The sequence below is a fragment of the Pelomonas lactea genome (assembly GCF_043555885.1).
GTDB classification, from domain to species: Bacteria; Pseudomonadota; Gammaproteobacteria; order Burkholderiales; family Burkholderiaceae_C; genus Pelomonas; species Pelomonas lactea.
In genome coordinates this window covers 71,760-85,000 of sequence record NZ_JBIGHX010000009.1, presented here as the reverse complement: position 1 = coordinate 85,000, position 13,241 = coordinate 71,760, and the positions used below count along the sequence as shown (strand labels likewise).

Sequence of the window (13,241 nt, the reverse complement as noted above, 5' to 3'; positions counted from 1 at the left end):
TTCCCTTCAGGGTGTTGATGAAAGCAGGAGATCGGTGCAGTGGCCCGGGTCGAACGTCAGCGGCGCGCCATCGGCTCGCGTCAGGCTCTCCGCCTTGGACCACTCATTGGGCGTCGCGGCGCTGGGCAAGATCGTGACTACGTTGCCCGTCGGCCCCAGACGTCTAGCCAGTTCGCGCGCTGCCAACCAGTTCGCAGCGCCCGAACTGCCGACCCGGTACCCGGTGCTCTGGTGCAGTTCGCGCATCGCCAGCAGCGCCCGTGGGTACCCGATCTGATAGTGTCCCGACAGCCGGTGCTCGTCAGCTTCGACGAACGGCTGCTTGCGCCCGCACCCGAGCCCGCCGGAGCCGAGGAACTTGGGATTTCCGTTCGGCGCCAGGGCGCTGGCGTAGGGCAGTTCCCGGGGGCTGGTGGCAAACACCTGCAGGTGCGGTAAATGAGCCCGCAATGCGGCCTGCACGCCCATCAGCGTCCCTCCGGTACCGATCGAGGCGATCCACGCACAAGGACCATCGCTGGCCCCACTAGGCAACTGAGCCGCGATCTCCACGCCCGTCGTGATGCGATGCATCCGCAGGTTGGCCTGGTTGTGGTGCTGGTTGAGGAAGCTGCATTCCGGGTTGGCCGCAGCCAGTCGCCGCGCGGCTTCCATGACACCCCAGAACCCTTGCTCCGAGGGCGAGACCACGACCTCGGTGCCGAGTTCGCGCAGTTCGTGTAGCAGCGTCTCGGGACTTGATGCCGACAGGACGAGCGTCAAGCGGATATCGAGTGCCGCACACAGTCGCGCTAGCGAGACTCCGAGCCCGCCACCGGTGTATTCAAGGACGTGCAACGCCCGGGACGAGGAGACCCGCTCCTTGAGTAGTTGATGGAGCATCGCGAAGGCAGTGCGGTCCTTGACGGTTCCGCCAGCGCGGTTCATGAACTCGCACTTCGCCCAGATCGTGGCTTCGCCGGGCCCACCGGGCAAAGCGACGAGAGGCGTGTTCACGACATTCGCGAGCCGCTCCCGCAGAGGCGGATAGCGGTCCAGGACGTCCTGGTCGGTCGCGGAGTTGAAAGCGGCGGCCGGGCTCATGCGGTCTCCGCCAATCGGAAGCCCATCGCATAGATGCGTTTGGGGAAGTAGCCGTGTCGCCGCTTGCAGCGCGCGAGGTCACGAAGGCGGGTGAAGCAGCCGCCGCGGGCCACGCGGTATTGGCCCCAGGCGCGGTGAAGCTCGTCCTCGACCGCTCGGCCACCAGCGTAGGGGTAGTAGTCGTTCGCAACGTACTCTTCGACGTTGCCGGCCAGGTCGCACGCGCCGAAGTAGCTGTTGCCCCTGGGGAAAGCACCGACCGGCGTGCTCGACAGCAGGCCGGCTTCCGCGGTGTTCGCGTGGTCGACCTCGAACGCGTCGCCCCAGGGATACTCGAAGCGCGCCGGTCCCGCCGCGGCATGCTCCCATTCGGCTTCCGAAGGCAGCCGAAACTCTCTGCCTGTGCGGGAGGCAAGCCACGTGCAATAGGCGTCGGCCGCCGCGGCCGAAACGGTGTACACGGGGTGGTTGGCGCGTTCGTGGGGATAGCGACCGAGCTCCCATGACGTGGGGATCTCGTTGTATCCAGTTGCGGCCAGAAAGTCGCGGTACTCGAAGTTGGTGACCGGGTACCTGGCGATGCGATACGCCGCCAGCGCGACCCGATGACTCGGGCACTCCTTGGCGATCCAGTCCGGCAGCACCCCGGTGTCCAGCAGTTGCCCCTGCACGGCACCGACACGATCGACATCGAGGCCGATCACCACGTCGGCCGCAGCGATGTCGATCATCGTCGGCTCGAATGTTCGGATCCGGGGGTCGCCGACGAGGCCGAGCACCAGGCCGGCGGCAAGCCGATCTTCCATCTTGAGCGCCGGGTCCTCGACACGCGCGGCGAGGTCTTCCGCGTCGACACCCACCAGCCGGCGGATCGCGGCCGCGGGTGCCTCGTGCCGCGTCGGCACATAGTGCTCCGGATAGCCCATAGCCCTTCGGTCACTGCAGGCGTTGATGCAGTCACCCGGGACGGCCTTAAGGATGTGTGACATAGACTTCTCCGTCGTACGAGGAGGCCGTGAAGCCGCCGCGGGATGACACGATCGACGAAATGCCCGCGAGGGTGGCGCGGTGGTCGACGACCCATGCCCGTTGACACCGGTCGAACACGGCGATCCGCCCGTTGTAGGCGGCGGTGGCGACATGGCGTCCGTCTGCCGAGGCTGCGACGCACTTGACGGAGTGGGTGTGCGGCGTGGCGATCGCCTCGTCGAGGCCGCCGTCCAGCCTCCAGAAGCGAAGGACCCGGTCTCGGCTGACGCTGACGAAGCCTCCATCGGCCAGCGCCGCGCAGCCGTTGGCGATCTTGTCGTGCGCGTTGTCGATCTTCCGGATGAGCGACGCGTCACGGGCGCGGTGGAACGCCGCTGCGCCATCGGCACCGACGGAAAACAGGACGCCTGCGCAGGCGGCCACACCCTTCACCGCGTTGGCATGCAGCTGAACGACCTGCTCCAGCCCAAGCTGACCGTCGGCGCGAGGCGACAAGACTAGGCCTTCACCCGTGTAGGCACCCACGACGACCTTGGCGATGCCGTCGACCACATGGACTGCGGCACAGTTCAGCGGCGACCGGTGCTTGTGGATCACCCGGCCGGAGAGGGCGTCGAACAGTTCCCCCGTCTGGCCGCCGGTCAGCACCGCGCCGTCACAGGACACGAGGAAGTTGCAGAGGCTACCCGGGTTGGAGATCGGAACGCCGTTGCTGCGCACGACGCCGGCGTCTCCGACGGTGATGACGCGATCGCCGGCAAGGCAGACGGCGTTGATGCCATTCGTGTCCTCCACGCCGGAGAGGTCCCATTCGCCAGTCCCAATGCGGAACGTTGCGAACGACGAACCGAAGGTGCCGAACACTAGGCAGTCGCCCCTAAATGCAACGGCGCGCGCCCAAACCACGGTGGGCAGGCGGCTGCATCGCAGGAGGTCGAGCTGAAAGCCCCCATTGACGCGCCAGACCTTGACGGTGCCGTCGTAGCTCACGGTGACGAGCAGCCCACGCGCTTCGGCCCACAGCAGGCGCTTGATGCCAGCATCGTGTGCAGGCAGTTTGACGATCCGCTCCTGTGCCGCGATGGCAATTTCGCCTTGGTCGTTGCCGGCGATGATGGTGCCGTCGCCGCAGATCACGAAGGTGTCGGTCTCGATGCCGCCCAGGTCGATCTGCTGTGTCTGTAGACCGGTTTCCGGATCCCAGCGACGAACTGTTGAGTCGTCGCTGCTCGAGATGGCGGACTTTCCGTCGGGCGACCATGCAACGCTGATCACGTCGGCTTCATGGCCCCTGAGCTCGCAAAGCAGCTGGCCATGGCGGTCGAAGATTCGGACCGCACGGTCGCGCGAACCGGTCACGATCCGATCCGCTCCTGTGTCGAAGACGGCCATCTCGACGTCGTCGTCGTGATCGGGCAGCACGGACCGCAACTTGAGACTGGGAATGTCCCAGACCCGCGCCGTATGGTCACTGCTGGACGAAAGCCCGTACCTGCCGCACTGCGACAAGCTGACGTGGTTCACGAGATGTTCGTGCCACCCGACAGCAATCGGCGCCTTAGTCGCGGCGTCGCGCAGGATGACCTTGTTGTCGTAACCACCCGTCAAGATATGGCTGTCGTTGGCTGCGATGCCGCTGATGGGGGATCGGTGTGCCATCGCCAGGGAGCCACCGAGCCCCTGCAGGCCCATGCTGGATCGCTGGGTGATCGGATGTGCGTTTGAATTCATCGTCATATCCCCAAATGAGATTGATCGGAAGCGATCTGAAGCGACGGATCGCAGTCGTGACGGTTGGCCGTCAGAAAGTCAGGCATTCGCCTTCGACTTGGGCATCAGCGACGAAGCGGGCAACACATGGCCGGCTGCAAGCTTTGCCTGAAGGTATCGGCGGTTCGCCGCCGTCGCGAAGACGCCAGTCGGGATACAGGCCTCTACCTGGATGCCGTAGTACTCGAGCGCTACAGCCTTCTCCGGGTTGTTGGTCAGGAGCCGAATCGCCAGGCCTGGCAGCAGGACGTCGATGATCTGGGCGGCAACGAGGTAGTCGCGCTCGTCGTCGCGGAAGCCCAGCGCACGGTTGGCGGCGAAGGTGTCGAGGCCACCGTCCTGCATGGCATAGGCATCGATCTTTTGCGTGAGGCCGATGCCCCGCCCCTCCTGGTTCAGATAGATGAGGACCCCGCCGCGTCGCGTGAACAAGTCGATCGATTCGCGCAGTTGCGGTCCACAATCGCAGCGTTCGGAACCCAACATGTCTCCCGTCACGCACGACGAGTGGATGCGCACCAACGGCGCCTGCGTACCGTCCTGTGCAGCGAAACGGAGCGCGAAGTGGCCGTCACGACGGTCGGCCAGCGAATCGAACGTGCACATGGCGGGCGTCGCTCCGTTAGCCAACGGCATCGCGACCGTGCGACGCAGCGATGCGCGCGGAAAGGCAGTCGGACACGTGGAGAAGCGTTCGCTCTGATCGTCGAGTTGGCGGGAATGCATGGGCGGCTCCCCAGGTTTTGAAGTCTCCCAGCCTAGGGATGCCGCTGGCGCCGTCAACCGACTGAAGGGCGTGTGCTTTCACGCGCCCGATCAGTGACTTTGGCAAACTGTTCTGAATGAAGAGCCTAAGGCTCCAGCGCTTTGCGTGCCGGTGCGCAGAAAGAGCCGGGCTGTTTCGACTAGGCCGATGAAACGCGCGCCGAGCTTTTTCGCGCGGCGGATCGATGTAGTAGGCCGTAGCGGGTCGGTATGAAGGATTCAGTCAATGCCGCCGACCTCCAATGACCGGTGCTGGCGCAAGCGGTCGTTCAGGGCCATGGCTGCGACTGACTAAGTTCAGCCTAAAGCCGACTATGACTGATTGGCGAATGCAGTAGGCGTCAACGCAGGGCGTCGTTGAGCGTGGCGGCCAGGCGCTGCGCGGCACTCTTGAGCCGGGCCACCAGGACGGGATCCCACTGGTCGATGTAGCTCTGCTCGATGAAGCGTCCATCTGGGTAGAAGCCCGGACTGCTGACGACCTTGCAGGACTCGATGGCCCACGCGGCAGGTTGGGGGGCGGCCGGCGCTGCGGCGCCATAAGTTGATGCATCTACGCGCAGCGCGTCGATGCCAGCGGCACGATTGCGGATCAGCGCGCCGTCCCAGAGCGAGTGCAGGTTAGTGCCCCGGCCGAAGGCTCGGACTTGGTACAGGTTGCCACCCTTGTCTCCCTTAAACCCGGCATGCAGCGGTTGGTGGATGTCGCCGGCAAGGTGGATGACCCACTTGAGCGCGGTCAGACGCTGCGCATCTGAAGCCCCGGACTTGAGTATGGTGACCTGCTCGCGGACAGCTTCGACTGCGCATTGGCCGTCTTCACAGTCGCGACCGCGTTCGTAAGAGCAGTCACCCGGCGGCGGATTGACGTAGTGCCACGGTGCCGTCTCAGGCGACCGGATCTGGTCGGCCCAGGTGGAAACCGACGCCATGGTGGCGCCGGGCTCGGCAGCAAGCAGCCGAGTGACCTCGGCGCGGGCCGCTGGCGTCAGTTGGGCTTCAGCCATCTCGCCGATGAGGCGGTGTCCCTCCGCGCCCCAGGCGTGAGCGGAGGATGCCGCAAGCAGCGAAAGCAGCAGGACATTGGCGGAGAACAGGATTCGCATGGGCTTCGGTGAATTGCTGTGACACATTCAAACAGAACCAAGGTGTGCGGGAACAGGTGGGCAGAAGCATCTTGCAGACTCAGCGCCTCCAGCCGAGCACGTATTCAAGGGTGCGATGACGGCATCGGCGCGCCTGTACTTCAATTCCCCTGGCCGTGCTGTTGGAGAAGGTTGCCGCAGAGGCCGCTAGTCTGGCCTGAAATGCGGCGATCCGTGACTACTGAAGGCGCTGGCATCGCACCTGTACGGCGTCCCCCGAGCGCCGCCGAAATCCGCGACTAACGAAAATCCCTGCTGCTCGTCTCCAGTTCACCGAGCAACGAGGTGAGATCCTCGATGTGCCTCGCGATCAGGCTGCAAGCGTCGCCTTGCCGTTGCCAGCGTCCCTTGACGCCCAGCAATCGGGACTGCAGCAGTTCCTGAGGTTGCGCTTCGCGAACGCTGGGCCACACGATGACCTGCACGTTGCCAGTCTCGTCCTCCAGGCTGACGAAGACCACACCCTTCGCGGTTTCCGGCTGCTGTCGCAGCGTCACGATCCCGCAGTACTCCACGGCCTGACCGTCGTCCGTGTTCATCAGTTCCTTGGCGGTGGCGAACCGACGGTCGTCGAGCTTCGGGCGGAGCAACTGCAGCGGGTGGCTTCGCAGCGTCAGTCCAAAGGTGCGGTAGTCCCAGATCACTTCTTCGCCCTCGGCGGCTGCTGGAAGTTCCAGCACAGGCTCGTTCACCGGCGCGTCGCGCAGCAACTCGGGTAGCCTGCGAAGTGCAGCAGCGTCCCACACTTGCTGTCGCCGGTGACCGCTGAGACTGCGCAGCGCATCGCTTGCCGCGAGCTGCTGCATGTCCAGGTGCTCCAGCCTCGCCAACCGTGCCAGCTCCTCCGCACTCTCGAAGTAGGTGCTGGCGCGCGCTGCCTTGATGCGCTGTGCTGAGGTTTCCTTGAAGCCCTTCACGAGGCGCAGGCCCAGCCGCACCGCCGGCTCGTGTTCGATGTTCTCCAGCGTGCAGTCCCAGTCGCTGTGCAGCACGTCGATCGGGCGCACGTCGACACCATGGCGCTTGGCGTCCTGCACGAGCTGGCTCGGCGAATAGAAGCCCATGGGTTGCGAGTTCAGGATCGCGCACAAGAACTCGGCCGGATAGTGGCACTTCACCCAGCAGGTGGCGTACACGATGATGGCGAAACTGGCCGCATGGCTCTCGGGGAACCCGTAGCTACTAAAGCCCTTCATCTGCTCGAACACGTTGCGAGCGAAGGCCTCGGTGTAGCCGTTGGCCATCATGCCGCCGATGATCTTGGGTTCGTACTTGTCCAGGCTGCCGGTGCGCCGCCAGGCCGCCATGGCGCGACGCAAGCCATCTGCCTCGCCCGGTGTGAACCCCGCACACAGGATGGCGAGCTGCATGCACTGCTCCTGGAACAGTGGCACCCCCAGCGTGCGTCCCAATGCCTTCTCGATCTCCGGACTGGGGTAGGTCACGGCAACACGCCCACTGCGACGGTCCAGGTAAGGATGAACAGAGCCGCCCTGGATCGGGCCCGGCCGGACGATGGCCACCTGGACCACGAGGTCGTAGAAGCGCCGTGGCAGGTGGCGCGGCAGCATGCTCATCTGAGCGCGGCTCTCCACCTGGAAGGTGCCGACGGTGTCGGCCCTGCAGACCATGTCGTAGGTGGCCGGGTCTTCGGGCGGGATGTCCTGCATCTCCATCACGTGACCGCGGCGCTCGCCGATCAGGTCTAGCGCCTTGCGCAGCATCGTCAGCGCGCCCAGAGCCAGCACGTCGACCTTCAGCAAGCCCATCAGGTCCAGATCGTCCTTGTCCCACTGGATGATGCTGCGGTCTGGCATGGCCGCGTTTTCGATGGGCACTAGGCGGCTGAGCGGTCCGCTGGTCAGCACGAAGCCGCCGGTGTGCTGGCCCAGGTGTCTGGGGAACGACAGCAGCTGGCCCGTCAGGTCGCGCAGTTGGCGCACAAGCAGACTGTCTTTGTCGAGGCCAGCCTCCGCAACCAGCTCGTCCGTCAGCGCCAGCTCCCAGGCGCTGGTGCCCTTGCGCAGCACCTCCATAGCTTCATCCGAGATACCGAGCGCCTTGCCCACGTCGCGCAGGGTGCTGCGAGGGCGGTAGCTCGCGACGGTGGACGTCAGCGCGGCACGGTCCCGGCCATACTTGCCGTACAGGTACTGGATAACCTCCTCACGCCGCTCGTGCTCGAAATCCACGTCGATGTCCGGCGGCTCGCCGCGCTCCTTGCTGATGAAACGCTCGAACAGCATGGAGCTGCGCAGTGGGTCAACCTCGGTGACGCCGGTGCAGTAGCAGACGACGGAGTTCGCGGCTGAACCCCGGCCCTGGCACAGGATGCCTTTGCTGCGCGCAAACGCGACAATGTCGTAGACCGTCAGGAAGTAGTGCTCGTAGCGCAGCTCGGCGATCAGGGACAGTTCATGCTCGATCTGGGTCTGGGCCTCCGCGGGAATGCCGGTCGGCCAGCGCCGGCCTGCACCCTCGTAGACGATGCGACGCAGATAGCTCTGCGGTGTCTCGCCCACCGGCACTACTTCCTCGGGGTACTGGTACTTCAGCTCGTCGAGGCTGAAGTTGCAGCGGTTGGCGACGCGTTGAGTCTCCAGCATCAGCTCGGGCGGGCAGCGCTCGGCAATGCGCCGTCGTGTGCGCAGGTGCTGCTCGGCGTTCTGGCGCAGCTTCAGGCCGCATGCCGTGATGGGCATGCGCAGCCGTGTTGCCGTCAGCACGTCCTGCAGCGGCTTGCGAGAGCGCACGTGCATGTGGACGTCGCCGACCGCAACGATGGGCACGGCCGTCAGTTCGCTGCATTCGCGCAGCTTGTGGAGCTGCACCTCGTCGTCCAGGCGGCGCAGCTGCTCCCAACCGAGCCAGCAACAGCCGATCCAGTGCCGCAGCAACCACCGCGCGATGACCTCCATCTGTGCCCGGTCGCAGCGGCGGTCCGGCACCGCAATGACGACGCAGTCGGCCAGCGTCCTGCTGTCGATCTCGTCCAGGTCCAGGAAGTAGCTGCCCTTCTCGGAGCGCCGGCGCAGGTGAGTGATGAACTCGCAGAGGTTGCCGTAGCCGTTGCGGTTGGTGGCCAGCACGACGAAGCTGAACGGTGTGTCCGAGCGAACCTCGAACTGCGACCCGACCAGCAGCTTGATACCCACCTCTTTGGCGGCCGTGTGCGCTCGCACGATGCCGGCCATGCTGCATTCGTCGGCGATCGCGATGGCGCTGTAGCCCAGCGCCTTGGCGCGCTGCACCAACTCTTCAGGTTTGCTGGCGCCGCGCAGGAACGTGAAGTTCGATACGCAGCGCAGCTCGGCATAGGGCGGAATCACGGTGGCGCCTCAGCCGAAGATGCCGTGCAAGAACCAGCCAGTGCCGTCGTCGAGCTTGGCCTGGAAGATCCACAGCAGACCGGCATGCCGGGATTCGGCCAGCCAGTAGTCCCGCATCACGAGTCGCCCGGAGCCAGCCACCTCGTCGCGGTCCCACCAGCCGCCTTCGACGCATTGCGGTCCTGCGAGCAGCTGCAGCTCGCCCTGGTAGACCGGCCGGTTGTTGCGCACAGCAAGCTTCAGCGGCTCGCGAAGCGTCCAGGTGGGTTGAGGGAGTTCGGTGCTGACCTCAGCCTGGCGCGGCAGGGGCTCGGCGGCGGGCTGCCAGTGCGCCATCCATTCCTGGCGGTGGTCGGCATGCACGACACAGCGACGCACCGCCTCGGGCCCCAGCCTCGCTGCCATGCGCTCCAGCACCAGCTGCGGTGACTCGGTGACGTCGGTGTCGTCCAGCAGCAGGGAGCCATTGCTGCCCGCCTGTTCGTGGACTTCGTTCGCGGTCAGCTCAATGTCGCCGACCGGCGCGAGGAGTTCGACCTTGGCCAGGTGCTCGGCGAGCAGCCGGCACAGATGCTCGACGTCACGGCTCGGTTCGGCCGTCCCGATCGTGAGCTGGCCGCCCGTGCCGGCTTCGCGGGATCGCATCGTGTCGTGCCACCAATGCAGCGTCAACGCGGTCGCTCCGGCATGCCGGGCTGCCAGCCAGCCGCACATCTGCACCAGCAGTCGTCGTGCGCCCTGCAGCAGCGCCGGAGCATGCTCGACGCGGAAGGGCAGCTCCAGCCGGCCTTTGAACTGCTCGGGCAGCACCTCCCACACATAGCCGTCGGGCTCGTACCCGTAGGCGCGGTCCAGCGCCTGACGCAGCTCCTTGCCGAAGCGCCGGGCCAGGCCGGCGCGCGGCAGGGCGCGCACCTGGCCCAGCGTGCGACAGCCGGTCTGCGCCAGCGTCGTCGCGTGCGGGCAGATCGCACTCAGGCTTTCCATGGGCAGTGCGTCCAGGATGTCCTGGAGCGGCCGGCGGATGCCGTCCTCCCGGTTGTTGCGCGCCAGCGCCAGGGCGGCCAGGCTCGTGGGCGCCCAGGCAACTTTCTGTACCGAGAGCTCGGCGGCTTCGGCGACCACACGGTCACGTAGCGCACGCTTGCCACCGAACAGGCGTGTGCTGCTTTCGACCTCCATCAAGACGGCATCCTCGACGATGGCGACACGGGGCGTGAACTGCAACGCCCAGGTGGCCACGGCCTGGAGGGCGTCAGGGCTTGGAGGACTCGGCGAACTCGGGTCGTTGGCGCACGGCGGCAACAGCAGGGCTGACCACAACATGGCTGGGCTCGATGGGCATGAGGCGGCTGGGGTAGCGCAGCCTCGGGGTCATGATCTTGCTGAGGCCACCGGGCATGGAGGTCAGGCGCAGCGTCTGCTCCAGCGGCACGCCCTTGCGCTTGAGCACGTCGACGGTGATCTGCCAGTCCGTGTCCACGCGCACCAGAACACGGAGTGGTGCCGCAGAGGAGTCTTGCGCGACGACTTCGGGGCGGCACAGGAAGACCGGCCCCTTGCAGCGACTGGCCAGGACCTGGAGTCGCCGGATCTGCTCGGCGCGCACCAGGGGCAACCAGGCGATGACGGCGCCGAAGCTGCCACCCTTGACGAGCTGCTCGGTGGCCCACAGTCGGTCGCGCGGCGTGTCCACGTCGATCCAGACGAGCTGGCGCTCGTCGATACCCTCGTGGCGCAGTCCAGGGGCATGCGGCGCGAGCGGCGGGCCCACCAGCGCGACGCTCCGGCCGGCGGAGGTTTGCTGCGCGATGGCATGCGACAGCAGGCGCAGCTCAACGATGGAGAGCTGGCGAACCAGCACCTCGGTCAACGATCCGCAAGGCCAGCCGCCCCCGGGGAGCTCGACGTCCAGCGTTGCAAATCCAGTCGGCAGCACCTCTGCCACCGGCCCGCCCAGCTGATCGCCGCGCCACAGAGCCGCCTCGACCTCGTGAGGGAGCGACGCAGGCGCACTGACGCCGGCGTTTTGAGTGGGAGAGGGCAGGCTGTGAGGCGGCGACGCCCCGTCCAGCCCGGCGGAGACGGGCAACATCGGAGTAGGCAAAATACTGTATGAGCATACAGTATATGCAACCGTGTTCGGCGTCTAGTCGGGCATGACGCTGACTTGCGGGAGGAGTTGGCGGCCGCTGGAGTTGTGTGCGCCGGCGTGCGATAACTGGCCCATCGACTCGCAGGGACGTTCGCCCATGTGCTACTCCGCCCAGATCCGTGCCGACTACCGGGACTACACGCGCCTGTTCGGCGCCCATCTCAGCATCAAGGAATTCGTGCGGGTCTTCTACGGCCGCCAGGTGGCCAAGCTCAAGATCCCCAAGGCCCTGGAAGAGGCGTTCGAGCGGGACGCCACGACGCCTGAGGAACTGGAGATCAAGGAGCTGATCGTTGCCTACAAAGCGGACCGGGCCATGGCGCTGGAGCAGGAGCTGTTTGCCCAGCGCAAGCGCCTGGCCGACGCCGAGCGGTCCTTGCAGACCAAGCAGACGAAGGCCGCGCTGGACAGCCTGCGCATCGCGCCGTCGAAGATTTCCAAGGCTCGGCTCGACCTGGACGACCTGCGCCGGACCGAACTGCTGGACCGCGACTCGCGCATCTTCCCAGGCGTCTACGCGCCGGTGATGGTCGTGCGTGACGGCCAACGCGTCGTCCTGCCCATGCGCTATCAATGCCGGCCGGCCGGGAAGCCTGCCGACTACGACGTCAAGTTCCCCGGCACTTACAACGCCCGCAGGGACAACCTCGAGGGGTTCTGGCGGGGCCAGTTCGGCCACACGCACGGCATCCTGCTCGTCGACACCTTCTTCGAGAACGTCAAGCGCCACGACATGGAGCACCGGCCGCTGGCGCCGGACGAGAAGCCGGAGAACGTGGTCCTGCAGTTCAACCCCAACCCGCCGGAGCTGATGTACATCGCCTGCCTGTGGTCGCACTGGAAGAAGGACGGCGAGCCAGACCTGCTGTCGTTTGCTGCGATCACGGATGAGCCACCGCCAGAGGTCGCAGCCGCTGGCCACGATCGCATGATCGTCCGCATCAGACCTGAGCATGTCGATGCTTGGCTGAACCCGGATCCGAGCAACCTCAAGGCGCTTTACGACATCTTCGATGACCGGACGCCGGCGTTCTACGAGCACCGGCAGGCCGCGTAGGCAGGCAGCGCAGGCGCGGGATGGGCAAGTACAAGCAAGCTGCCGCCAGCCAGGCCGGGCTTGGCGGACTCGGTGCGGGGAACGTCGTGTCGCTTGACGGTGGCAAGCGCCTGCGGATGGATGACCGGGTCGACTTCTGGCCAGGCACGCAGGCTTGGCAGACGGTGGTCGACGGCCCGGATGGTCCTGCCAGTGGCATCAGTATGACGAGCCTGTTGGCATACCTGAAACGGATCCGGGAGGCCGAGGGGCGGCCTGTCGGGCCGCCACCGCCGCGGGCCGCTGATCGCAAGGTGATCTGCAACTACTGCGGCCGGCCTGCTGAGCTGCATGACGGGCTTGCGGTCTACCCTGACCGCAAGGATCTGCAGGACCGGCAGTTCTGGGTGTGCTGGTCGTGCGACGCGTGGGTGGGATGCAAGAGCGGCACGGACGAGCCCTTCGGCGAGCTGGCGAACGAAGAACTGCGTGCCGTGCGGATCACGGCGCACAAGGCCTTCGACCCGGTTTGGGAGCACGGGCTTATGACCAAGCACGAGGCCTACGCTTGGCTGTCGGATGCGCTGGGCATTCCAAGGAAAGAGTGCCAGATCGGGTTGATGAAGCTGGAGGACTGCGCGCGGGTCAACCAAGTCGTGTGGGAGCGATTCGGCCAGGTTTCTAGCGGCGCTTGAACCAAAGCAGAAGGTGAGCAGTCATTGTTGGTCCGCACCGATGCTCTGAAATCCGGCTGGGCAATAGATCGGGAGGCGGCTTTGCAGCGAGAGCAGGCATACACGCCAGGTGAATAGCTCGCCGTTAAGCTGCCCTTGGGAATGCAATCGCAGACTTGGTTTCGTCGCTCAAGGAACCATCAGCGACCTGCTTGACACACCGTGTGGAAGAGCGGCTCGCTGTGGGATGGGTGACTGCGGCGGGCGCAACTAGCCAGTTGGGCAGCTGCTTAA

Annotated in this window: 10 protein-coding genes; 2 read left to right on the top strand and 8 right to left on the bottom strand. The window is 65.8% G+C overall.

Annotation, left to right across the window (positions count from 1 at the left end; all coding sequences use genetic code 11):
• Window positions 1-6: 6 nt before the first annotated feature.
• The 8 genes from ACG04Q_RS21455 to imuA form a co-directional block, all read right to left on the bottom strand.
• A complete protein-coding gene (locus tag ACG04Q_RS21455; RefSeq protein WP_394513454.1) occupies window positions 7-1,083 on the bottom strand; it encodes a PLP-dependent cysteine synthase family protein in 1,077 nt (358 codons plus the stop codon).
• Complete coding sequence (locus ACG04Q_RS21450) at window positions 1,080-2,072, bottom strand: formylglycine-generating enzyme family protein (RefSeq protein WP_394513453.1); 993 nt, start codon at window positions 2,070-2,072, stop codon at window positions 1,080-1,082. The genes ACG04Q_RS21455 and ACG04Q_RS21450 overlap by 4 nt, the downstream gene beginning before the upstream one ends.
• Window positions 2,056-3,810, bottom strand: coding sequence for a WD40 repeat domain-containing protein (locus ACG04Q_RS21445; RefSeq protein ID WP_394513452.1), 1,755 nt, complete (start codon window positions 3,808-3,810; stop codon window positions 2,056-2,058). Before ACG04Q_RS21445 ends, ACG04Q_RS21450 begins: the two co-directional genes overlap by 17 nt.
• A gap of 72 nt (window positions 3,811-3,882) precedes the next feature.
• Window positions 3,883-4,479, bottom strand: a complete 597-nt coding sequence (gene ribA, locus ACG04Q_RS21440) for a GTP cyclohydrolase II RibA (RefSeq protein ID WP_394513731.1) — start codon at window positions 4,477-4,479, stop codon at window positions 3,883-3,885.
• 470 nt (window positions 4,480-4,949) lie between these two features.
• Window positions 4,950-5,714 carry a S1/P1 nuclease gene (locus ACG04Q_RS21435; RefSeq protein ID WP_394513451.1) on the bottom strand — a complete coding sequence of 255 codons (765 nt, stop codon included), beginning with the start codon at window positions 5,712-5,714 and terminating at the stop codon, window positions 4,950-4,952.
• 278 nt (window positions 5,715-5,992) lie between these two features.
• Window positions 5,993-9,082 (bottom strand): error-prone DNA polymerase, encoded by a 3,090-nt coding sequence (locus ACG04Q_RS21430; protein ID WP_394513449.1) that lies wholly within the window; start codon window positions 9,080-9,082, stop codon window positions 5,993-5,995.
• Between the two features lie 9 nt (window positions 9,083-9,091).
• Complete coding sequence (locus ACG04Q_RS21425) at window positions 9,092-10,408, bottom strand: Y-family DNA polymerase (protein WP_394513448.1); 1,317 nt, start codon at window positions 10,406-10,408, stop codon at window positions 9,092-9,094.
• The gene (gene imuA / locus ACG04Q_RS21420; RefSeq protein ID WP_394513446.1) at window positions 10,338-11,177 is read right to left on the bottom strand and encodes a translesion DNA synthesis-associated protein ImuA; all 840 of its coding nucleotides are present in this window, start codon (window positions 11,175-11,177) and stop codon (window positions 10,338-10,340) included. Before imuA ends, ACG04Q_RS21425 begins: the two co-directional genes overlap by 71 nt.
• Window positions 11,178-11,334: 157 nt before the next feature.
• On the opposite strand from imuA, the gene ACG04Q_RS21415 reads away from it, so the two are divergent.
• Both ACG04Q_RS21415 and ACG04Q_RS21410 read left to right on the top strand, forming a co-directional pair.
• On the top strand, window positions 11,335-12,294 hold the full coding sequence (locus ACG04Q_RS21415) for an SOS response-associated peptidase family protein (RefSeq protein ID WP_394513444.1): 960 nt from the start codon (window positions 11,335-11,337) through the stop codon (window positions 12,292-12,294).
• A gap of 20 nt (window positions 12,295-12,314) precedes the next feature.
• Window positions 12,315-12,968 carry a zinc-finger-containing protein gene (locus tag ACG04Q_RS21410; protein ID WP_394513442.1) on the top strand — a complete coding sequence of 218 codons (654 nt, stop codon included), beginning with the start codon at window positions 12,315-12,317 and terminating at the stop codon, window positions 12,966-12,968.
• The last annotated feature ends 273 nt before the right edge of the window (window positions 12,969-13,241 follow it).

Coding starts and splice junctions, on each gene's coding strand:
- ACG04Q_RS21415 (WP_394513444.1), top strand. CDS start 11,335: ATGTGCTACTCCGCCCAGATCCGTGCCGACTACCGGGACTACACGCGC.
- ACG04Q_RS21455 (WP_394513454.1), bottom strand. CDS start 1,083: ATGAGCCCGGCCGCCGCTTTCAACTCCGCGACCGACCAGGACGTCCTG.
- ACG04Q_RS21435 (WP_394513451.1), bottom strand. CDS start 5,714: ATGCGAATCCTGTTCTCCGCCAATGTCCTGCTGCTTTCGCTGCTTGCG.
- ACG04Q_RS21425 (WP_394513448.1), bottom strand. CDS start 10,408: ATGTTGTGGTCAGCCCTGCTGTTGCCGCCGTGCGCCAACGACCCGAGT.
- ribA (WP_394513731.1), bottom strand. CDS start 4,479: ATGCCGTTGGCTAACGGAGCGACGCCCGCCATGTGCACGTTCGATTCG.
- ACG04Q_RS21445 (WP_394513452.1), bottom strand. CDS start 3,810: ATGACGATGAATTCAAACGCACATCCGATCACCCAGCGATCCAGCATG.
- ACG04Q_RS21410 (WP_394513442.1), top strand. CDS start 12,315: ATGGGCAAGTACAAGCAAGCTGCCGCCAGCCAGGCCGGGCTTGGCGGA.
- ACG04Q_RS21450 (WP_394513453.1), bottom strand. CDS start 2,072: ATGTCACACATCCTTAAGGCCGTCCCGGGTGACTGCATCAACGCCTGC.
- imuA (WP_394513446.1), bottom strand. CDS start 11,177: ATGTTGCCCGTCTCCGCCGGGCTGGACGGGGCGTCGCCGCCTCACAGC.